The sequence below is a fragment of the Streptomyces sp. D2-8 genome (genome assembly GCF_023184515.1).
Lineage (GTDB): Bacteria > Actinomycetota > Actinomycetes > Streptomycetales > Streptomycetaceae > Streptomyces.
Map to the genome: position 1 here is coordinate 220,109 of NZ_JAAHBP010000008.1, position 19,613 is coordinate 239,721.

Below are 19,613 nucleotides of genomic sequence, written 5' to 3' on the forward strand. Positions count from 1 at the left end.
CGGGCCGGGTCCCTCTCGGGGCCCGGCCCGTCCGCGTGGTTACGCCGGAACCTGCTGTCGGGCCGGGGCCCAGCAGCGGATGATGTCGCGGACCGAGACGATGCCGGCGGGTTCGCCGCCGTCCAGCACGATGAGGTGCCGGAAGCCGCCGTGTGCCATGGCGCTCGCCGCCTCCTCCAGGGTCCAGGCCGGAGCGGCGAACACGACGTCGTTGGTGGTGTGGGCGTGGGCGCGTTCCGTGTCCGGGTCCTGGCCCAGGCCCACGGAGTTGAGGATGTCGCGTTCGGTGAGGATGCCGATGCCGCCGGCGTCGGGGTCGTGGACCACGGCCGCCCCTACCTTGCGCGCGGACATCAGCGCGGCGGCCTGGCGCAGGGTGTGGGTCGGGCCGATGGTGAGGACGACAGTGCTCATGGCGTCACGGACGAGCATGGATGCAGCCACCTCCTGGGAGTCTCCCCACCGTTCGTTCAGAATTTCACAAATTCACAAGTGGGGGGACTCTCAGAGTGGCAGGTAAAGGGAGGGTCAACAAGGGGGCGCTCGGTAACAACGGGGGGCTCAGTAGCGCTGATTGAGATATCCGAGCAGCTCGTCGTGCAACAGGCCGTTCGACGCGGCCGCGTTGCCGCTGTGGGGGCCCGGGCGGGCGTCGAGGCCGGTGAAGGTGCCCCCGGCCTCGGTGACGACGATGGCGGTGGCGGCCATGTCCCACAGGGACAGCTCCGGCTCGGCGCACATGTCGACGGCGCCTTCCGCGACCATCATGTACGGCCAGAAGTCGCCGTACGCGCGCGTGCGCCACACCTCGCGGGTCAGGTCCAGGAAGCCGTCCAGGCGGCCCTGCTCCTCCCAGCCGCTGAGCGAGGAGTAGGCGAGGGAGGCGTCGGAGAGCTTGGAGACGCGGGAGACCTGCAGCCGGGAGGCCTTGGTGAGGCTGCGGCCGGAGAACGCGCCATGGCCCTTCGCGGCCCACCAGCGGCGGCCGAGGGCGGGGGCGGAGACGACGCCGACGACGGGCTGGAAGCCGCCCTCGCCCGCCTCCATCAGCGAGATGAGCGTGGCCCAGACGGGAACGCCGCGTACGTAGTTCTTGGTGCCGTCGATCGGGTCGATCACCCAGCGGCGGGGGCCGGTGCCCTCGACGCCGTACTCCTCGCCGAGGATCGCGTCCCTGGGGCGGGCGCGCGAGAGGTGACCGCGGATGAGTTCCTCTGCGGCCTTGTCCGCCTCGGTCACCGGGGTCATGTCAGGTTTGGTCTCGACCTTGAGGTCGAGGGCCTTGAACCGGTCCGTCGTCGCGGCGTCGGCGGCGTCGGCGAGGACGTGGGCGAGACGCAGGTCGTCGAGGTAGTCGGGCATGCAACGAACCTATCTGCCGAGGTGGGGGTGGGGCTACAGGGGGTTCGTGGGGGTGGGGGAGCCGGCAGCCGTCCCGGGCTTGGTGCGGAGGATGTCGCGTGCCTGCTCCGCGGCGCGGGCGGTGCTCTCGGAGACGAAGTCGAGGAAACGGGCGACGCTCTCGAGGCGGGCGCCGGCCAGGGTGCCGGGGCCGAGGACGCCGACGCCCTGCTGCGCGATCTCGACGACCTGGGCGATGGACCGGGCGCTGGCCATCATCGACTGGTACCAGACGTCGTCGTCGACCACGTAGCGCTCGCGGCGGCCTTCGCCCGCCTCCCGGCGGACCATGCCCTGGCTGTCGAGGAACGCGATCGCCTTGGAGACGGACGCCGGGCTGACCTGGAGACGCCGGGCGAGTTCGGACGCGGTGAGACTGCCCGAGTCGGTCACGCAGAGGCAGGCCATCACCCGGGCCATCATCTTGGGCATGCCCGACCCCATGAGGACGGTGGTGAACGTCTCCTCGTACTCGCGTACGGCCTCGGCGTCCCGCCCGTCGGTCTGCGGGGGCGACTCCGGGTCCCGGGGCGCGGCCGGCTTGCGGCGCTGGGTGCGGCGTTCCGTGGCGCGATGGGCCAGGTCGGCGCGGTAGGCCGTGGGGCCCCCGTTGCGCATGACCTCGCGGGTGATCGTCGAGGTGGGGCGGTCGAGGCGCCGGGCGATCTCCGCGTAGGCGAGGCCGTCGGCCAGCCCCAGCGCGATCTGCTGGCGTTCCTGCTGGGTGAGTCTGCCTCCCGGCATCGCGGCCTCCTTCGTGGTGCGTGATGTCCGCACCATAGCGTTCACCTTCATTTCATTGCAACGGTATGAGTGGTGTTGTTGCGTTAGTTGTCAGGGTCGTTGAAATGATTTACCGGCTCTGAACTGCATCTATGGTCATTGCGTGCAACGAAGTTGTTGCCAGGCCTGTGAATGCAACGTAGCTTTTCCATCGTTGGAAACAACGGACCGAAGGAGAGCACGATGCAGAAGTTCCACAGCCCCGCCCCCGTCTCGGCCGTCCTCGACATCCCCGCCGGACACATCCGCTTCATCGCCGCCGACCGGGCCGACACCACTGTCGAGGTGCTGCCCGCGGACGCCTCCAAGAGCCGCGACATGAAGGCGGCGGAGCAGATCGAGATCGCCTACGACGACGGCGTCCTGCGCATCGGGGCCCCGTCGGCGAAGAACCGGCTCCTCGGCCACTTCGGAGCCGTCGAGGTGACCGTCCAACTGCCCGCCGGCTCCCGCGTCGAGGCGAAGGCGGCCACCGCCGAACTCCGCGGCGTCGGACGCCTCGGCGACGTCGCCTTCGAGGCAGCGCAGGGCGCGGTCAAGCTCGACGAGACCGACAGTGCCCGCCTCACCCTCCTCGCCGGCGACATCGCGGTGGGCCGCCTGGGCGGACCCGCCGAGATCAGCACCCAGAAGGGCGACCTCCGCATCGCCGAAGCCGTACGCGGCACCCTCGCGCTGCGCACCGAGCAGGGCGACATCTCGGTCGGCGCCGCCCAAGGCGTCTCCGCCGCCCTGGACGCCGGCACCGGCTACGGCCGGATCCACAACACCCTCAAGAACGCCGACGGCGCCACCCCCGGCCTGACCATCCACGCGACCACCGCCCACGGCGACATCACCGCCCGCAGCCTGTAGCAGCCCGCGGCCTGTCCGAAGGAGCACCTCTCTCATGACCGACCTGGCCATCGCGGCGAACGGGCTGCGGAAGTCCTACGGCGACAAGACCGTCCTCGACGGTGTCGACCTGGCCGTCCCGGAAGGAACGATCTTCTCCCTGCTCGGCCCGAACGGCGCCGGCAAGACCACCGCCGTCAAGATCCTCTCCACCCTCATCTCCCCGGACCCCGCCAGCGGCGAGATCCGCGTCGGCGGCCACGACCTCGCCGCCGACCCGCAGGCCATACGCGCCGCGATCGGCGTCACCGGTCAGTTCTCCGCCGTCGACGGCCTGATCACCGGCGAGGAGAACATGCTCCTCATGGCCGACCTGCACCACCTGCCCACACGCGAGGGACGTCGCGTCGCCGCCGAACTGCTGGAGCGCTTCGACCTCACCGACGCCGCCAGGAAGCCGGCCTCCACCTACTCCGGCGGCATGAAACGCCGCCTCGACATCGCCATGACCCTGGTCGGCGACCCCAGGATCATCTTCCTCGACGAGCCCACCACCGGCCTCGACCCCCGCGCCCGCCACAACATGTGGCAGATCATCCGCGAACTCGTCACCGGCGGAGTCACCGTCTTCCTCACCACCCAGTACCTGGAGGAAGCCGACGAACTCGCCGACCGCATCGCCGTACTCCACGACGGCACCATCGCCGCCGAAGGCACCGCCGGCGAGCTGAAGCGGCTCGTTCCCGGCGGACACGTCCGGCTCCGCTTCACCGACCCGGCCGCCTACCAGAGCGCCGCCGCCACCCTGCGCGAAGTCACCCGCGACGACGAGTCCCTCGCCCTGCAGATCCCCGGCGACGGCAGCCAGCGCGCACTGCGCGCCCTTCTCGACCGGCTCGACGCCGCCGGTATCGAAGCGGACGAACTGACCGTCCACACCCCCGACCTCGACGACGTGTTCTTCGCCCTGACCGGCAGCACCGACCAGTCCGACCAGCCCAAGGAGACGGCCCGATGAGCGCACCCCTGGCCCCCGCCCGCCCCTCCCGGATCTCCCTCGCCGTACGCGACTCAGCCACCATGCTGCGCCGCAATCTCCTGCACGCCCGGCGCTACCCCTCCCTCACCCTGAACCTGCTGCTCACCCCGATCATGCTGTTGCTGCTGTTCGTCTACATCTTCGGCGACACCATGAGCGCGGGCATCGGCGGCGGCGGTCCGGACCGCTCCGCGTACATCGCGTTCGTCGTCCCGGGCCTGCTGCTGATGACCATCGGCAGCACCACGATCGGCACCGCGGTCTCCGTCTCCAACGACATGACCGAGGGCATCATCGCCCGCTTCCGCACCATGGCGATCCACCGCGGCTCGGTGCTCATCGGACACGTCATCGGCAGCGTGCTGCAGGCGGTCATCAGTGTGGTGCTCGTCGGCGCCGTCGGCGTGGCCATCGGCTTCCGCTCCACCGATGCCACCGTCCTGGAGTGGCTCGCGGCCTTCGGACTGCTCGTGCTCTTCGCCACGGCGCTCACCTGGATCGCGGTCGGCATGGGTCTGGTCAGCCCGAACGCCGAGGCCGCCGGCAACAACGCGATGCCCCTGATCCTGCTGCCGCTGCTGTCCAGCACCTTCGTGCCGCTCGACGCGATGCCGGGCTGGTTCCAGCCGATCGCCGAGTACCAGCCGTTCACCCCGGCCATCGAGACCCTGCGCGGCCTGCTGCTCGGCACCGGGATCGGCCACAACGGATGGCTCGCCCTCGCCTGGTGCCTGGGCCTCGCGGCGCTCGGCTACTTCTGGTCGACCTCGAAGTTCGACGACGAACCGAAGTAGCCGCCGTGAACGGCCTCACCCCGCGGGCCGCCTCCCGCGAACGTCCCACCCCAGGGCGGCGTACACCGGCATCCCGCCGGAGTGCGCCGCCCGTTCCCCTGCACGGGCGAGGCCCCGGCACACAGGCCAACGCACCGCGTGACAAGGCCGAAACGCGCCCCCGCGCGCACTCGCGAACCCTTGACAGTGGTTCCACGCGCGTCAAACCTGGGCGCAGAGCCGCTCGCCCCAAGGGGAGGCGAAGATGCCTGCAGCGCGGGAATCGCTACTGGACGCCGCTTACACGGCGCTGGTGCGCCGGCCCTGGTCCGCCGTACGGATGGTGGACGTGGCCGCGGCGGCCGGAGTGTCCCGGCAGACGCTCTACAACGAGTTCGGCAGCAAGGACGGTCTCGCCAGGGCGCTCGTGAGGAGAGAGGCCGACGGCTATCTCGCCGGGGTGGACCGCGCTCTCGCCGGGCACAGCGATCTCTGCGACCGGCTCACCGCCACCGCCGAGTGGACCGCTTCGGCGGCCCGGGACAACGTCCTCGTCCACGCCATGCTCACCGGCTGCTGGAGTGAGCGGCTGCCCGCCCCGGTCCTGACGGCCGTGCCGTCCACCTCCGTCGTACCGGCCCAGCGCCGCGCCGACGGGCCGCTGCCCTCACCCGGCGACTTCGTCGCCCTCGTCCGCGACCGGGCCGCCACTCTCCTGGCCGGCCCCGGCACGCCCAAGTCCGACACCGCCGAGCTGGCCCGCTCCTGCGAACTCGCCGTCCGGCTCGCCCTGTCGTGTGTGGCCGCGCCACCCGGCGAGGGCGGCGTCGCCGACCTGGTCCGCAGCGCCCTTCACCGGCAGGCCGGCTGACAGGGCGTCAGTGCGCCGACCCCGACAACTGCAGCCCGACCACACCGATGATGACCAGACTGATCGACACGATCTTCAGCGTCGACACCAGGTCACCCAGGAACACCATGCCGTAGATCGCCGTCCCCGCCGCCCCGATGCCGGTCCACACCGCGTACGCCGGGCCCACGTCGAGCTTTCTCAGCGCGAGGGTCAGCAGCCCGAAGCTGCCGAGGGCGAAGATGCAGAACGCGACCGTCGGCCAGAGCCGGGTGAAGCCGTGCGACAGCTTCAGGCACACGGCGAAGCCGGTCTCCAGCAACCCGGCCACGATGACCAGCAGCCACGCCATGAGTCGTCCTCCCGTATCCCACGTTCAGTGACCGCTTCTTCAGTTTCACCGAGCTCGTCAGGCTATGGCCAGGCTTGCGCCCCGCTTGGGTGCGATTATGCACTTACCGTCCGCACGCCATGACAAACAACGCGAAGGTCAGTCGCCTTCCGTTCGCTCCCGTGTGGCCAGCAGCCGCCGCAGCGAGTACAGCCGCGCGGGATCCGCGTGCCCCTCGGCCACCCACGCGTCCAGCGCGCAGTCCGGCTCGTCGTGGCTGCACGCGCGCGGGCAGCCCTCGGTGCCCGGCTCCAGATCGGGGAAGGCGTGGATGACCTGGGACGGGTCCACGTGGTGCAGCCCGAAGGACCGCAGGCCCGGCGTGTCGATCACCCAGCCGGCACTGCCCGACAGCGGCAGCGCCAGCGCCGAGGTGGTGGTGTGCCGGCCGCGGCCCGTCACCGCGTTCACATGCCCGGTCGTACGCCGCTGATCCTCCGGCACCAGCGAGTTGACCAGGGTCGTCTTGCCGACGCCGGAGTGGCCTACGAACGCGGTGATCTTGCCGTCGAGCTGCGCGCGCACGCGGGCGACGGCGGTGCCGTTCTGCAGTTCCTCGCGACTGGTGACGACGTAGGGGATGTCGAGGTGGCCGTACAGCTCCAGCAGCTTGTCGGGCGGGGCGAGGTCCGACTTGGTCAGCACCAGCAGCGGGTCCAGGCCGCCGGCGTAGGCCGCGACCAGGCAGCGGTCGATCAGGCGGGGGCGGGGCTCCGGGTCGGCCAGGGCGGTGACGACCGCCAGCTGGTCGGCGTTGGCCACGACCACGCGCTCGTACGGATCGTCGTCGTCCGCCGTGCGGCGCAGAACGGAGGTGCGCTCCTCGATGCGCACGATCCTCGCGAGTGAGTCCTTCTTGCCCGTCAGGTCGCCCACGATGGCCACCCGGTCGCCGACGACCGCGGCTTTGCGGCCGAGCTCGCGGGCCTTCATCGCCATGACCACGCGGCCCTCGACGAGGCAGGTCAGACGGCCCCGGTCGACGGTGAGGACGAGGCCCTCGGAGGCGTCCTCGTGCTTGGGGCGGATGTTCGTCCGGGGCCGGGTGTTCCGGCGGCCCGGACGGGTGCGGATGTCGTCCTCGTCGGTGTGCTTGCCGTAGCGGCGCATGACCTGATCCCCGCGTCCTACGCCCCGAGCATCCCGGTCCACAGATCGGGGAAGTCGGGCAGGGTCTTGGCCGTCGTCGCCACGTTCTCGATCTGCACGCCCTCCACCGCGAGTCCGATGATCGCGCCGGCCGTGGCCATGCGGTGGTCGTCGTAGGTGTGGAAGATGCCGCCGTGCAGCCGGCGCGGGCGGATGTGCAGACCGTCGGCGGTCTCGGTCGCGTCACCGCCGAGTTCGTTGATCTCCTTGGTCAGCGCGGCCAGCCGGTCCGTCTCGTGCAGGCGCAGATGGGCCACGCCGCGCAGGGTCGACGGGGAGTCCGCGAGGGCCGCGACCGCCGCGATGCCCGGCGTCAGCTCCCCGACCTCGCCCAGGTCGACGTCGATGCCGTGCACCGAGCCGGAGCCGGTGAACACCAGCCCGTACTCGGTCAGTTCGCAGGAGCCGCCCATCTCGGTGAAGATCTCGCGCAGCCGGTCGCCGGGCTGTGTGGTGCGGGCCGGCCAGTCCGGGACGACGACCTTGCCGCCGGTCACCAGCGCCGCCGCCAGGAACGGCTGGGCGTTCGACAGGTCCGGCTCGATGACCAGGTCCCGGCCGAGCAGGGCCCCCGGCGAGACCCGCCAGACGTTCGGCTCGCCGCCCGACTCGGGCGTGTCCACCTGGGCGCCGACCGCGCGCAGCATGTCGACGGTCATGCGGATGTGCGGCATGGAGGGCAGCGTGGCGCCGGTGTGGCGGACCTCGACGCCCTGGTTGAAGCGCGGGCCGGACAGCAGCAGGGCGCTCACGAACTGGGACGAGGAGGAGGCGTCGATGGCGACCGTGCCGCCGTCCAGGGCGCCGCTGCCGTGCACGGTCAGCGGCAGCGCGCCGCGGCCGTCGTCGTCGATCCGGGCGCCGAGCCGGCGCAGCGCGTCGATGACCCCGTTCAGCGGGCGCTCGTAGGAGCGAGGGTCGCCGTCGAAGCGGACGGCGCCGTCGGCGAGCGCGGCGACCGGCGGCAGGAACCGCATCACCGTGCCGGCGTTGCCGACGTCGACCGTGGCCGGGCCGCGCAGTCCGGTGGGGAGCACACGCCAGGCCTCGCCGGTGCCGTCGGGGCCCACGCCCTCCTCGATCTCGATGCCCATGGCGCGCAGCGCGCCGGCCATCAGCAGGGTGTCGCGGGAGCGCAGGGGGCGGCGCAGCCAGCCGGGCTCGGAGGCGAGGGAGGCGAGGACCAGGGCGCGGTTGGTGACCGACTTGGACCCGGGCACGTGGACCGTCGCGTCGACGGCTCCGCTCGCGTGCGGGGCGGGCCAGAGGGCGGTGTCTGCGGTGTTCGGGGCCATGCCTTTACTTTATAAGCAGGCCGTCGCCCGAGTGCGGCGCCGTGGGGGCCTGCCGCGCTCGCGTGGTGGAGCCGCACATCGCGGCAGCCCCGGACCCCTCGAGCCGGCCGTCACATCTCGAGCAGCCAGCGTCCCCCGCCGATGAGCGAGCACAGCGACACCGCGTGGAACAGGAAGAACCACAGCCCCGCCGGCACGTGCGTCAGCCGCGACAGCTGGTCCGCGTCCGAGTCGCCCGCCCCGCCCCGCGCCCGCTTCGCCTGGAGCTCGAAGGCCGGGCGGACTCCGCCGATCAGCAGGAACCACACCACCGCGTACGCGAACGCCGCCTGGACCTGAGGGCCGGCCAGCCAGGACACCAGCACGAACAGGCCGCCGGTGACGATCATGGTCAGGGCGCCGTAGGCGTTGCGGATCATCACGAGCATGGAGAGGAGCAGGGCCGTCGCCAACCACAGCAGGAGCGTGATGCGGCCGGAGCCCAGCAGGGCCGCCCCGCCGAGACCCAGCAGGGGCGGGGCGGTGTAGCCCGCGGCCGCGGTGAGGATCATGCCGATGCCGTGCGGCTTGCCGCGGCTCACGGTCAGGCCGCTGGTGTCCGAGTGCAGGCGTATGCCGGTGAGGGTGCGGCCGGTGAGCAGGGCCACGAGCCCGTGACCGCCCTCGTGGGCGATGGTGATGGCGTTGCGGGAGACGCGCCACAGGGCGTGCGGGATCACCACGGCGGCCGCGGCGGCCAGGGTCGCGATCACCACCCACAGGTCGGGGTCGGGCTGCGTGCCGGAGACCTCGTCCCAGAGGGAGGCGAGCGAGGCGATTGCGGTGCTGTCCATGTAAGGCGTTGGCTCCCTGTGGGCGAGTCGACGGGGGGCCGGCGCGTAGCGCCGTCGTTGGGGGGTGGTGGTCGGGTGACGGGTGGGCCTGGCAGTGTGGCACGTATGTGCGGACGGTATTCAGCGAGTCGTAGGCCAGAGGATCTCGCAGGAATCTTTGAGGTCGAGAAGTGGGAGCCCGAGGAGACCCTCGAGCCGGACTACAACGTGGCGCCCACCAAAGAGGTCTACGCCGTCCTGGACCGCCCTCTGAAGGACGCGGACGACCCGCGGCCGGTTCGGCAGCTGCGCACGCTGAAGTGGGGACTCGTCCCGTCCTGGTCGAAGACCCCCGAGGGCGGCGCCCGGATGATCAACGCCCGCGCGGAGACCGTGCACGAGAAGCCGTCCTACCGCCGCGCCTTCACCTCCCGGCGCTGCATCCTGCCCGCCGACGGCTACTACGAGTGGGTCACCGGCACCCAGGAGCGCGAGCTGGAGGTCGAGGGCAAGAAGAAGCGGCCCCGCAAGCAGCCGTACTTCGTGACACCGGCGGACGGGTCGGTCTTCGCGATGGCCGGGCTGTACGAGTTCTGGCGCGACAGGACGCTGCCGGACGACCACCCGCAGGCCTGGTGGGTGACCTGCTCAGTCATCACCACGGAGGCCGAGCAGAGCCCGCTCGCGGTGTCACCGGCCGACGGGCCGCGAGCGCTCGCCGAGATCCACCCCCGGATGCCGCTGATGCTGACGCCCGACCGCTGGGACGCCTGGCTGGACCCGTCCCGCACGGACGCCGACGACCTGCGCGAGCTGCTCGCCCCGCCCCCCGCCGGGCTGATGCGCGCCTACCCGGTCGCCACGGCCGTCAGCAACGTCCGCAACAACGGGCCGGAGCTGCTGAAGGAGCTGGAAGGGCCCGAAGAGGGCACACTCTTCTGACGTGACGCATGTGACGAAGGCGACCAGTACGACCACCGAGACCGTCGAGACCGACGCCGGAACCGCCCGTATCACCTGGCACGAGGCGAAGCAGGCCCGGCTGGTCCTCGCCGTCAGCCACGGCGCGGGCGGCGGCATCGAGGCCCGGGACCTGAAGGCCCTGGCCGAGGTCCTGCCCGCCCACGGCGTGACCGTGGCCCGGGTGGAGCAGCCCTGGCGGGTGGCCGGGAAGAAGCTGGCGCCCGCTCCGAAGACCCTGGACGCCGGCTGGCGGGGCATCTGGCCCGCACTGGCGAAGTCGGGTCTGCCGGTCGTCTCCGGCGGGCGCAGCGCCGGGGCCCGAGTGGCCTGCCGCACCGCCACCGAGCTGGGCGCCCACGCCGTACTCGCGCTCAGCTTCCCGCTCCACCCGCCGGGCAAGCCGGAGAAGTCCCGCGCCGACGAGCTGCTGGGCTCCGGGGTGCCCACCCTGGTCGTGCAGGGCGGCAACGACCCGTTCGGGAAACCGGAGGAGTTCCCCGAGGGGACGTACGCGCTCGTGGAGGTCCCGTACGGGGATCACGGCTTCGCTGTGCCCAAGCGTGCGGACATCTCGCAGGACGAGGCCGTGGCGGTCGTCACGGACGCGGTTGTGGAGTGGACCGGGTCACTCGGGTAAAGCTTCGGGAATGCCGGGGCGGCGGTCACTGTTGTGCGGGACGTACGTGCTGGAGACCAGCACCGACGTCGTAGGAGAGGGAGTCCGCCGCATGGGTTCGACCATCTGCCCGCCCGTCACCCGCCATCACCCCGTGGACGGGCTGCGTCCGGCAGAATCTGATTCGACCCGCAGCAGCCGCGCCGACCTGGACTGGACGGTGCTGCACGCGGCCAAGACCGCCCCTGTTCGGGCGGCGGGCGGACCGGATCGTCGTCTATCCTCCGATTCGGGTGAGACCGGTCTCGGTCTCACGAGAACACTCGAGGAGGTGGGTCCGGTCACTGGGACCGACGCAGGGACCGAAAACGGCCAGGCGGAGCAGCCCGATGGCCAGGGCGGCACGGGCGCGGAGACGGCCGCGGAGCGCAGTGCGCGCTTCGAGCGGGACGCGCTCGAGTTCCTCGACCAGATGTACTCGGCCGCGCTGCGCATGACGCGCAACCCGGCCGACGCCGAGGACCTGGTGCAGGAGACGTACGCCAAGGCGTACGCGTCCTTCCACCAGTTCCGCGAGGGCACCAACCTCAAGGCGTGGCTGTACCGGATTCTCACCAACACCTTCATCAACTCGTACCGCAAGAAGCAGCGCGAACCTCAGCGCTCCGCGGCCGAGGAGATCGAGGACTGGCAGCTCGCCCGCGCCGAGTCGCACATGTCGACGGGCTTGCGCTCCGCGGAGTCGCAGGCGCTCGACCACCTGCCCGACTCGGACGTGAAGCAGGCGCTCCAGGCGATCCCCGAGGAGTTCCGCATCGCCGTCTATCTCGCGGACGTCGAGGGGTTTGCCTACAAGGAGATCGCCGACATCATGGGGACACCCATCGGAACGGTGATGTCCCGGCTGCACCGGGGCCGCCGTCAGCTGCGCGGCATGCTGGAGGACTACGCCCGTGACCGCGGGATGGTCCCGGCCGGTGCCGGAGAGACGAACGAAGCGAAAGGCTCGGGGTCATGAGCTGCGGAGAGCCGCACGAGACGGATTGCAGCGAAATCCTCGATCATCTCTACGAGTTCCTCGACCGTGAGATGCCGGACTCGGACTGCGTGAAGTTCGAGCACCACTTCGAGGAGTGCTCGCCCTGCCTCGAGAAGTACGGGCTCGAGCAAGCCGTGAAGAAGCTCGTCAAGCGCTGCTGCGGGCATGACGACGTGCCGGGCGACCTGCGGGACAAGGTCATGGGGCGGATCGAGCTGATCCGCTCCGGCCAGGCCGTCCCCGACCAGGACGTCACGGCCTCGCCCGCCACGCCTCAGGAGTCCTGACACTCCTGCGCTTTTCAACTACCCCACCCCAGAACGGGTAGTCCCCCTCGAACACGTCACTCGAACGTGCGAATCCGCGGGATATCGGCCCGTGGACCCCCTGCCGCCGCCCTAGGCTCCGGGCCTGACGGTCATGGCCGGGGGAGGGGCTCATGGAAGCGGTACCGGCACGGGCACGTGTCTACATCGCCTGTGTCGCCATAGCCGCGCTGCTCTGCCTGCTCCCGCCGCCGGGCGTGCGCACGCCCTGGTGGGCGGTCGCGCTGCTCGCGGCGCTGTACGCCGGCTGTGAGCGCGTCGCCCGGTCCCGGTTCGTGGGGATCTCCTACCCGGCAGGGACCTTCTACCCCGTGCTGCTCGCCGGCGCCTTCCTGCTGCCGGCGCCCGCCGCGGCGCTGGTGGTCGTCCCCGGTGCGCTGCTCTCGCAGGTCGGGCGGCGGCCCGTGGCGCTGCGGCGCGTCTGGCGGGCCGCCCAGCTCGTTCTCGGGGTGTGGGCCGCGGCCACGGTGCACTGGCTGCTCGGCGGGCGGGACGCGGTCGTCGCGGGCGACGTCCCCTACGCCCTCGGTCCGGCCGGGGCGGCCGTGCTGGCGTTCTGCCTCGTGCTCGCGCTGCTCGACGGCGGGATCCTGGCCGCGGCGGAGCGGGTGCCGGTGCGGCGGGCCTGGCGGGGACTGGTGGCGCGCTCGCTCGCGCCGATCGCCGTGCACGGCCTCGCGGGGCTGATGATGGCCGTCCTGTGGCGCAGCCCCTACGGGCCTGTCGCCGCGCTGCTCGTGCTGCTGCCCATGTGCGTCTCGTGGTGGGCGTTCGCGCAGTACCACCGCGAACGCGCGGCCCATCAGGCCACCATCCGGGCGCTGGTGCAGGCCGTCGACATCAAGGACGGGTACACCCGCGGGCACAGCGAGCGCGTCGGGCAGGCCTCCATGATGATCGCGCGCGAGCTGGGCATGGCCGACGAGCGCGTCGAGGTGCTCCGCTTCGCCGGGATCCTGCACGACGTGGGCAAGCTGGGCGTGCCCACCCGGCTGCTCAGGAAGGACGGTCCGCTGACGCCCGAGGAGCGGCGGGTGATCGAACTGCACCCCGAGTACGGGCACGAGATGGTGCGCGGCATCGGCTTCCTCGGCGAGGCCCGCGCCGCGGTGCTGCACCACCACGAGCGGCTCGACGGCAGCGGCTACCCCTACGGCCTGGTGGGTCGTCAGATCCCCGAGTCCGCACGGGTCGTGGCGGTCGCGGACGCCTTCGACGCCATGACCTCCACCCGGAGCTACAGCAGGGCCCGGCCCGTCGCCGTGGCCCTGGCGGAGCTGGAGCGGTGCGCGGGCAGCCAGTTCGACCCGGTGATGGTCGAGGCGCTCGTCGAGGCCGTCAGGCGGACGGGATGGCACCCGGCGGTGACCGCAGACGACGAGGAGACCCGCCCGCCCCGGGTGCCTCAGCCCGGCGCACCCCTCCCCAGCCGCCCGGGAGCACACCGATGAGCGCCTACCGGCCGCCACCGCTCCTCACCCTCGTCCACGCCTGCGCCGCCCTCCTCGCCGCCGGCTCCCTCGCCGTCACCCTCTACCAGGGGCTCGAGGAACGCCGGGTCGCTCTCGCCTTCGGCGTCCTCGTCGCCGTCGGCGAACTCACCCGGCGCAACGGCGCGCAGATCCGGGAGCCGGCGCCGCTCGGGGCCGCCGCGGCCCTGTCCTACGCCCTGCTCGGGGAGGCCGGCGGACGGGCCACGCACCACGGCCCCGCCCAGGTCGTCGCCGTCGTCCTGGCCGCCTCGCTGCTCGGCAGCGTGCCGCACGTCGCGCGCGGGCAGGGGCCCACCCTCGACCACCTGGCGCGCCGCGTGCTCACCGTCGGATTCGTCGCCGTGTGTTTCCAGGCCCCGTACAACCGGGGGATGTTCGACGACTTGGGCGGCCCGGCCTACGCCCTGCTGCTGCTCGCGCTGCTGTCCCTGACCGCGCTGTGCGACGCGGTGCTCGCCGCCGCCCAGGCCCACACCCGCACCGGCTGGCCCTTCGGGCCGGTCCTGCGGGACGAACTGCGGGCCGTGTGCGGCATCGGGTCCGCCGTCATCGCCACCGGGGCGGTGATGGCGCTGGCGGTCGCCGTCGTGGGGCTGTGGGCGCTGCCCGTCTTCTCCGTGCCGCTGCTGCTCGCCCAGATGTCGTTCCGCCGGTACGCCGCCGTCCGGGCCACCTACCGGCAGACCATCGCCTCCCTCGCCCGGGCCACCGAGGTCGCCGGATACACCCCCTGCGGCCACGCCCGGCGCGTCGCAGCGGTCAGCCAGGCGGTGGGGCGTGACCTGGGGCTGACCGAGCCCGAGCTGGCCGTACTGGAGTACGCCGCGCTCATGCACGACATCGGCCAGCTGAGCCTCGTCGACCCGGTGCCGGCGGGCGCCACCGCCGCGCTGCCCGCCGCGGAGCAGCGGCGGATCGCGCTGCTCGGCGGAGCCGTCGTACGGCAGACGGGCGTCGACGAGGCGGTGGCCGTGGTCGTGGAACGGCAGGCCGACCCCTACGCCGAGCAGCCGCTCGCCGCGCAAATCGTCCGGGCCGTCAACGCGTACGAGGAGAAGTCCCGGGAAGGAGGGCCCGGCGGGCCGCTGACGGCGCTGGAGGAACTCCGGCTCGCCACCGCCGGGACGTACGCCCCGGAAGTGGTGGAATCACTGGCACGAGTACTGGCAAGGAGCAGTCTGACCCTGCCCGTGACTGGGTAACCCATGGGTAATGAGCGCCCTCGAGGCCGTACGTGGTTGGATGCGAAGGAGAAGGTGTCCGGGGGCTCGAAACACAGCTACGGCCAGCCCACCGCACGGAACTGGCAGGCGGGAATCGTGAGGATCTTCGGCAAGGGACGGCACCGGCCCTCCGCCTCCTGGCGGCAGGCCACAGACCGGGCGTTCACCCTCATCGGCGACGGCCGGTACGAGGACGCAGGCGCCCTGTTGACACGTGCCGCCGATCTGGAGCCCTGGCTTTCCGAGTCCTGGTTCAACCTCGCGCTGCTGCACAAGTTCCGGCACGACTGGGAGCAGGCGCGAGCGGCCGGACTCAGGGCCGTGGCGCTGCTCGACCGGGATACCGGAGCGCCTGACTGGTGGAACGTCGGCATCGCCGCGACCGCGCTCCAGGACTGGCCGCTGGCCCGGCGCGCCTGGCAGGCCTACGGGCTGCGGGTGCCCGGGGCGGCCAACGACTCCGGTGAGCCCCTCGGCATGGACCTCGGCAGCGCGGCCGTACGGCTGTCCCCGGAGGGGGAGGCCGAGGTCGTGTGGGGGCGGCGGCTGGATCCCGCGCGGATCGAGGTGCTGTCCATCCCGCTGCCGTCGTCGGGGCGGCGCTGGGGTGAGGTCGTCCTGCACGACGGGGTGCCGCACGGGGAGCGGACGACGGCCGCCGGGCACACGTACCCGGTGTTCGACGAGATCGAGCTGTGGGCGCCGTCGCCCGTGCCGACGTGGGTGGTGCTGCTGGAGGCGGCGACGGAGGCGGACCGGGACGCGCTGGAGCAGCTTGCCGCGGACGCCGGGTTCGCCGCGGAGGACTGGTCCTCCTCGGTGCGGTTGCTGTGCCGGATGTGCTCGGAGTCCCGGATGCCGTCCGACGAGGGCGACGGGGAGCATCTCGATCCGCATGATCACAGCGAGCCGGGGCATCCCGGGCCGCTGGGGCACCGGACGGACGGGCAGCTGTGGGTTCCCGAGCGGGAGTGCGGGTTGGCGGCGCCGGCTTCGCTGGTTCGGGGGTTGCTGGACGGGTGGGTCGCCGACAGTCCGGATTCTCGGGATTGGCGGGATTTGGAAGAGGTGTGCTAGGTCGTCCCGCGGGTGCGGCGCCGTGGGGGCTGATCGCGCAGTTCCCCGCGCCCCCGAGGCAAGAAGGGGCGTCCGAGACCGGCGTAATCTGTATCAGCATCTCAGCCCGGTCAGTTTCAGGAAGGCGTACGTAACGTCATGGCTCAGCAGGACACCGATCAGCAGCACGCGGGCGTGCTCCCCGTCGATGACGAGGGGTACGTGATCGACACGGAGGACTGCGAGGAGCGCGAGGCGGCCTGGCGGGAGCGGGGGACCTCGCGGCCGATCACGGTGGTCGGGAACCCGGTGCTGCACAAGGAGTGCACGGACGTCACCGACTTCGGTGACGAGTTCCAGCAGCTCGTCGCGGACATGTTCGCCAGCCAGCGCACCGCCGAGGGCGTGGGCCTGGCCGCCAACCAGATCGGCGTCGACGCGAAGGTCTTCGTCTACGACTGCCCGGACGACGAGGGTGTCCGGCACACCGGTGTCGTCTGCAACCCCAAGCTCGTCGAACTGCCCGCCGAGCAGCGCCGCCTGGACGACAGCAACGAGGGCTGCCTGTCGGTGCCCACCGCGTACGCGCCGCTCGCCCGGCCCGACTACACCGAGGTGACCGGGCAGGACGAGAAGGGCAACCCGATCCGGGTGCGCGGCACCGGATACTTCGCACGGTGTTTGCAGCACGAGACGGACCACCTGTACGGCTACCTGTACATCGACCGGCTCTCCAAGCGCGAACGCAAGGACGCGCTGCGGCAGATGGCCGAGAACGAGCCCCGCTACCCCGTGGTGGCCAACGACTGAGACCTCAGCCTCATCAGGCGCACGGCGTCTGTTCGGGTTTCCCACCCCGAACAGACGCCGTTCGACTGCGCCGTTCGCCTGTCCGTCGCATGTTCGATCGCTTCTGCTCTCCTGGTGATCCACCGGTAGTCACACAGCGGGAGGTTCCCGGCACTGTGGGGTAGTGAATGAAGCAAATACGTTCCCAGAACGGTCAGTTGTAGTGCTGAATGGGATGAGCGGGGTATGCAACGGCGCACGCCCGGCACGAAGGGAGGGGCGGCCCGCGCCAACTGGCGTCTGAGAGGGGTTAGTTCGTGCATGCTTTGTCACACGGCACCACATCGACACCGACCGCGATCGCAGTTCCACCGTCGCTCTCTCTCCCGGTGATCGAGGCGGCGTTTCCCCGGCAACTCCACCCGTATTGGCCGAAGTGCCAGGAGAAGACCCGGGCCTGGCTGCTCGAAAAGCGGCTCATGCCGGCGGACAAGGTGGAGGAATATGCCGACGGCCTTTGCTACACCGACCTCATGGCCGGGTACTACATCGGCGCCTCCGACGAGGTCATACAGGCGATCGCCGACTACAGCGCGTGGTTCTTCGTCTGGGACGACCGTCACGACCGCTACATCGTGCACGGCCGCCCTGCCGCCTGGCGGCTGCTGCGGGACCGGCTGCACTCGGCCCTCGACTCCCCCGGGGAGCACCTGCACCACGAGGACCCACTGGTCGCCGGGTTCGCGGACAGTGTGCTGCGGCTGTACGCGTTCCTGCCCCAGACGTGGAACCTCCGGTTCGCCCGGCACTTCCACGCGGTGATCGACGCGTACGACCGGGAGTTCCACAATCGCACCCAGGGAATCGTCCCGACGGTCGAGGAATACCTGCGGTTGCGCCGGCTCACCTTCGCGCACTGGATATGGACGGACCTGCTGGAGCCGACCGCCGGATGTGAACTCCCGGACACCGTGCGGAAACACCCGGCATACCGGCGGGCGGCGCTGCTGAGTCAAGAATTCGCCGCCTGGTACAACGATCTCTGTTCGCTTCCGAAAGAGATAGCGGGCGACGAGGTGCACAATCTCGGAATCAGTCTTATCACCCATGAGGGGCTGACTCTGGAACAGGCGGTCGCGGAAGTGCGGCGCCGTGTCGAGGAATGTATCGCCGAATTCCTCGATGTCGAACAGGAAGCCTTACGGTTTGCCGACGACCTCGCCGACGACTCCGTGCGGGGAAAGGAACTGAGCGCCGCTGTGCGGGCCTGCCTGAGTAATATGCGGAACTGGTTCAGTTCCGTCTACTGGTTCCACCACGAGTCAGGCCGGTACATGGTCGACAGCTGGGACGACCGGTCCACACCCCCGTACGTCGACAACGAAGCGGAAGGTGAGAAATGACCGTCGAGTCTGTGAAGCCCGAAACCCCGCCGGCCGTGGAACTGCGGGAGCCGCCCCGGGCGGGCGGTGGTGTCCCCGTCCTGGGGCACGGCTGGAAGCTGGCGCGCGACCCGCTGGCGTTCATGTCCCGGCTGCGCGACCACGGCGACGTCGTGCGGCTGAAGCTCGGGCCGAAGACGGTGTACGCGGTCACCGCCCCGGCCCTGACCGGTGCCCTGGCGCTGAGCAACGACTTCATCATCGCCGGGCCGCTGTGGGAGTCCCTGGAGGGCCTGCTCGGCAAGGAGGGCGTGGCCACGGCGAACGGACCGCGGCACCGGCGCCAGCGGCGCACCATCCAGCCCGCCTTCCGGCTCGACGCCATCCCCGCCTACGGCCCGATCATGGAGGAGGAGGCCCACGCGCTCACCGAGCGCTGGAAGCCCGGCGAGACGATCGACTGCACCTCCGAGTCCTTCCGGGTGGCCGTGCGCATCGCGGCCCGCTGCCTGCTGCGCGGCGACTTCATGGACGAGCGGGCGGAGCGGCTGTGCGTCGCCCTCGCCACCGTCTTCCGGGGGATGTACCGGCGGATGGTGGTCCCGCTCGGACCGCTCTACAACCTGCCGCTCCCGGCCAACCGCGAATTCAACCGGGCATTGGCTGATTTGCATCTCCTCGTCGACGAGATCATCGCCGAGCGCCGGGCATCCGGTCAAAAGCCGGACGATTTGCTGACGGCATTGCTGGAGGCCAAGGACGAGAATGGCGACCCGATCGGGGAACAGGAGATCCACGATCAAGTCGTCGCGATCCTCACCCCCGGCAGCGAAACCATCGCCTCCACGATCATGTGGCTGTTGCATATGCTCGCGGAGCACCCCGAACACGCGGACCGGGTGCGTGACGAAGTGCAAGCCGTCACCGGTGGGAGGCCGGTGGCATTCGCAGACGTCCGAGGACTCAGGCACACCAACAATGTCGTCATCGAGTCCATGCGTTTGAGCCCCGCCGTCTGGATTCTGACGCGCCGGGCGGTGCGGGACACGGAACTCGGTGGATACCGTATTCCGTACGGGGCGGACATCATCTACAGCCCGTACGCGATCCAGCGCGACCCGAAGTCGTACGAGCGGAACCTGGAGTTCGACCCCGACCGCTGGCTTCCGGACCGGGTCAAGGACATCCCGAAGCACGCCATGAGCCCCTTCAGCGTGGGCAACCGCAAGTGCCCGAGCGACCACTTCTCGATGGCCCAGCTGACGCTGGTCACGGCGGCGCTGGCCACCAGGTACCGGTTCGAGCAGGTGGCGGGTTCCAGGGACGCCACCCGCGTCGGCATCACGCTGAGGCCGCACGACCTGCGGGTGCGGCCGGTCGCACGATGACGCCAGCCGGG

The 19,613-nt window shown here is 71.0% G+C and carries 21 protein-coding genes; 14 read left to right on the forward strand and 7 right to left on the reverse strand.

Annotated elements, in window-relative coordinates:
• Positions 1–39: 39 nt before the first annotated feature.
• From G3I77_RS16915 to G3I77_RS16925, 3 genes are all read right to left on the reverse strand, one after another.
• Positions 40–432: a cyclic nucleotide-binding/CBS domain-containing protein gene (locus G3I77_RS16915; protein WP_248504955.1), complete on the reverse strand. Its 393-nt coding sequence runs from the start codon at positions 430–432 to the stop codon at positions 40–42.
• A 129-nt stretch (positions 433–561) separates the two neighbouring features.
• The gene (hisN, locus tag G3I77_RS16920) at positions 562–1,362 is read right to left on the reverse strand and encodes a histidinol-phosphatase (protein ID WP_248504615.1); all 801 of its coding nucleotides are present in this window, start codon (positions 1,360–1,362) and stop codon (positions 562–564) included.
• Positions 1,363–1,395: 33 nt separating this feature from the next.
• The gene (locus G3I77_RS16925; RefSeq protein WP_248504616.1) at positions 1,396–2,145 is read right to left on the reverse strand and encodes a helix-turn-helix domain-containing protein; all 750 of its coding nucleotides are present in this window, start codon (positions 2,143–2,145) and stop codon (positions 1,396–1,398) included.
• Positions 2,146–2,367: 222 nt separating this feature from the next.
• On the opposite strand from G3I77_RS16925, the gene G3I77_RS16930 reads away from it, so the two are divergent.
• The 4 genes from G3I77_RS16930 to G3I77_RS16945 all read left to right on the forward strand — a co-directional run bounded on the left by G3I77_RS16930 (position 2,368) and on the right by G3I77_RS16945 (position 5,701).
• The gene (locus G3I77_RS16930) at positions 2,368–3,039 is read left to right on the forward strand and encodes a DUF4097 family beta strand repeat-containing protein (protein WP_248504617.1); all 672 of its coding nucleotides are present in this window, start codon (positions 2,368–2,370) and stop codon (positions 3,037–3,039) included.
• Positions 3,040–3,073: 34 nt separating this feature from the next.
• Positions 3,074–4,036 carry an ATP-binding cassette domain-containing protein gene (locus tag G3I77_RS16935; RefSeq protein WP_248504618.1) on the forward strand — a complete coding sequence of 321 codons (963 nt, stop codon included), beginning with the start codon at positions 3,074–3,076 and terminating at the stop codon, positions 4,034–4,036.
• Complete coding sequence (locus tag G3I77_RS16940; RefSeq protein ID WP_248504619.1) at positions 4,033–4,851, forward strand: ABC transporter permease; 819 nt, start codon at positions 4,033–4,035, stop codon at positions 4,849–4,851. The genes G3I77_RS16935 and G3I77_RS16940 overlap by 4 nt, the downstream gene beginning before the upstream one ends.
• 244 nt (positions 4,852–5,095) lie before the next feature.
• Positions 5,096–5,701 (forward strand): TetR/AcrR family transcriptional regulator, encoded by a 606-nt coding sequence (locus tag G3I77_RS16945; RefSeq protein WP_248504620.1) that lies wholly within the window; start codon positions 5,096–5,098, stop codon positions 5,699–5,701.
• 7 nt (positions 5,702–5,708) lie between these two features.
• On the opposite strand, the gene G3I77_RS16950 is transcribed toward G3I77_RS16945, so the two are convergent.
• The 4 genes from G3I77_RS16950 to G3I77_RS16965 form a co-directional block, all read right to left on the reverse strand.
• On the reverse strand, positions 5,709–6,032 hold the full coding sequence (locus G3I77_RS16950; protein ID WP_030851564.1) for a multidrug efflux SMR transporter: 324 nt from the start codon (positions 6,030–6,032) through the stop codon (positions 5,709–5,711).
• A gap of 138 nt (positions 6,033–6,170) precedes the next feature.
• A complete protein-coding gene (rsgA, locus tag G3I77_RS16955) occupies positions 6,171–7,181 on the reverse strand; it encodes a ribosome small subunit-dependent GTPase A (protein WP_248504621.1) in 1,011 nt (336 codons plus the stop codon).
• A 17-nt stretch (positions 7,182–7,198) separates the two neighbouring features.
• Entirely contained in the window at positions 7,199–8,515 is a 1,317-nt protein-coding gene (aroA, locus tag G3I77_RS16960) for a 3-phosphoshikimate 1-carboxyvinyltransferase (RefSeq protein WP_248504622.1), read from the reverse strand.
• A gap of 110 nt (positions 8,516–8,625) precedes the next feature.
• The gene (locus tag G3I77_RS16965) at positions 8,626–9,348 is read right to left on the reverse strand and encodes a M50 family metallopeptidase (protein ID WP_248504623.1); all 723 of its coding nucleotides are present in this window, start codon (positions 9,346–9,348) and stop codon (positions 8,626–8,628) included.
• A gap of 105 nt (positions 9,349–9,453) precedes the next feature.
• Here G3I77_RS16965 and G3I77_RS16970 point away from each other — a divergent pair, with 105 nt between their 5' ends.
• The 10 genes from G3I77_RS16970 (at position 9,454) to G3I77_RS17015 (ending at position 19,602) form a co-directional block, all read left to right on the forward strand.
• Positions 9,454–10,269 carry an SOS response-associated peptidase gene (locus G3I77_RS16970; protein ID WP_248504625.1) on the forward strand — a complete coding sequence of 272 codons (816 nt, stop codon included), beginning with the start codon at positions 9,454–9,456 and terminating at the stop codon, positions 10,267–10,269.
• Positions 10,270–10,279: 10 nt separating this feature from the next.
• The gene (locus G3I77_RS16975) at positions 10,280–10,927 is read left to right on the forward strand and encodes an alpha/beta family hydrolase (RefSeq protein ID WP_248504957.1); all 648 of its coding nucleotides are present in this window, start codon (positions 10,280–10,282) and stop codon (positions 10,925–10,927) included.
• A gap of 310 nt (positions 10,928–11,237) precedes the next feature.
• Positions 11,238–11,924 (forward strand): sigma-70 family RNA polymerase sigma factor, encoded by a 687-nt coding sequence (gene sigR / locus G3I77_RS16980; protein ID WP_248504959.1) that lies wholly within the window; start codon positions 11,238–11,240, stop codon positions 11,922–11,924.
• On the forward strand, positions 11,921–12,232 hold the full coding sequence (gene rsrA / locus G3I77_RS16985) for a mycothiol system anti-sigma-R factor (RefSeq protein WP_059416550.1): 312 nt from the start codon (positions 11,921–11,923) through the stop codon (positions 12,230–12,232). Before sigR ends, rsrA begins: the two co-directional genes overlap by 4 nt.
• Before the next feature lie 152 nt (positions 12,233–12,384).
• Positions 12,385–13,722, forward strand: coding sequence for an HD-GYP domain-containing protein (locus G3I77_RS16990; protein WP_248504627.1), 1,338 nt, complete (start codon positions 12,385–12,387; stop codon positions 13,720–13,722).
• Positions 13,719–14,966, forward strand: coding sequence for an HD domain-containing protein (locus G3I77_RS16995; RefSeq protein ID WP_248504629.1), 1,248 nt, complete (start codon positions 13,719–13,721; stop codon positions 14,964–14,966). The genes G3I77_RS16990 and G3I77_RS16995 overlap by 4 nt, the downstream gene beginning before the upstream one ends.
• A gap of 117 nt (positions 14,967–15,083) precedes the next feature.
• Complete coding sequence (locus tag G3I77_RS17000; protein WP_033314438.1) at positions 15,084–16,064, forward strand: tetratricopeptide repeat domain-containing protein; 981 nt, start codon at positions 15,084–15,086, stop codon at positions 16,062–16,064.
• A gap of 138 nt (positions 16,065–16,202) precedes the next feature.
• Positions 16,203–16,853 (forward strand): peptide deformylase, encoded by a 651-nt coding sequence (def, locus tag G3I77_RS17005; protein ID WP_248504631.1) that lies wholly within the window; start codon positions 16,203–16,205, stop codon positions 16,851–16,853.
• 296 nt (positions 16,854–17,149) lie between these two features.
• Complete coding sequence (gene cyc1, locus G3I77_RS17010; RefSeq protein WP_248504633.1) at positions 17,150–18,235, forward strand: epi-isozizaene synthase; 1,086 nt, start codon at positions 17,150–17,152, stop codon at positions 18,233–18,235.
• Positions 18,232–19,602, forward strand: a complete 1,371-nt coding sequence (locus tag G3I77_RS17015; protein WP_248504634.1) for a cytochrome P450 — start codon at positions 18,232–18,234, stop codon at positions 19,600–19,602. The genes cyc1 and G3I77_RS17015 overlap by 4 nt, the downstream gene beginning before the upstream one ends.
• Positions 19,603–19,613: the final 11 nt, after the last annotated feature.

Bases quoted from the DNA above. Each gene is read 5' to 3' on its own strand.
- rsgA (WP_248504621.1), bottom strand. From the start codon at position 7,181: ATGCGCCGCTACGGCAAGCACACCGACGAGGACGACATCCGCACCCGT.
- hisN (WP_248504615.1), bottom strand. From the start codon at position 1,362: ATGCCCGACTACCTCGACGACCTGCGTCTCGCCCACGTCCTCGCCGAC.
- G3I77_RS16995 (WP_248504629.1), top strand. From the start codon at position 13,719: ATGAGCGCCTACCGGCCGCCACCGCTCCTCACCCTCGTCCACGCCTGC.
- G3I77_RS16940 (WP_248504619.1), top strand. From the start codon at position 4,033: ATGAGCGCACCCCTGGCCCCCGCCCGCCCCTCCCGGATCTCCCTCGCC.
- G3I77_RS17015 (WP_248504634.1), top strand. From the start codon at position 18,232: ATGACCGTCGAGTCTGTGAAGCCCGAAACCCCGCCGGCCGTGGAACTG.
- G3I77_RS16970 (WP_248504625.1), top strand. From the start codon at position 9,454: ATGTGCGGACGGTATTCAGCGAGTCGTAGGCCAGAGGATCTCGCAGGA.
- G3I77_RS16950 (WP_030851564.1), bottom strand. From the start codon at position 6,032: ATGGCGTGGCTGCTGGTCATCGTGGCCGGGTTGCTGGAGACCGGCTTC.
- aroA (WP_248504622.1), bottom strand. From the start codon at position 8,515: ATGGCCCCGAACACCGCAGACACCGCCCTCTGGCCCGCCCCGCACGCG.
- G3I77_RS16930 (WP_248504617.1), top strand. From the start codon at position 2,368: ATGCAGAAGTTCCACAGCCCCGCCCCCGTCTCGGCCGTCCTCGACATC.
- G3I77_RS16935 (WP_248504618.1), top strand. From the start codon at position 3,074: ATGACCGACCTGGCCATCGCGGCGAACGGGCTGCGGAAGTCCTACGGC.
- G3I77_RS16925 (WP_248504616.1), bottom strand. From the start codon at position 2,145: ATGCCGGGAGGCAGACTCACCCAGCAGGAACGCCAGCAGATCGCGCTG.
- G3I77_RS16990 (WP_248504627.1), top strand. From the start codon at position 12,385: ATGGAAGCGGTACCGGCACGGGCACGTGTCTACATCGCCTGTGTCGCC.
- rsrA (WP_059416550.1), top strand. From the start codon at position 11,921: ATGAGCTGCGGAGAGCCGCACGAGACGGATTGCAGCGAAATCCTCGAT.
- def (WP_248504631.1), top strand. From the start codon at position 16,203: ATGGCTCAGCAGGACACCGATCAGCAGCACGCGGGCGTGCTCCCCGTC.
- G3I77_RS16915 (WP_248504955.1), bottom strand. From the start codon at position 432: ATGCTCGTCCGTGACGCCATGAGCACTGTCGTCCTCACCATCGGCCCG.
- G3I77_RS16945 (WP_248504620.1), top strand. From the start codon at position 5,096: ATGCCTGCAGCGCGGGAATCGCTACTGGACGCCGCTTACACGGCGCTG.
- G3I77_RS16965 (WP_248504623.1), bottom strand. From the start codon at position 9,348: ATGGACAGCACCGCAATCGCCTCGCTCGCCTCCCTCTGGGACGAGGTC.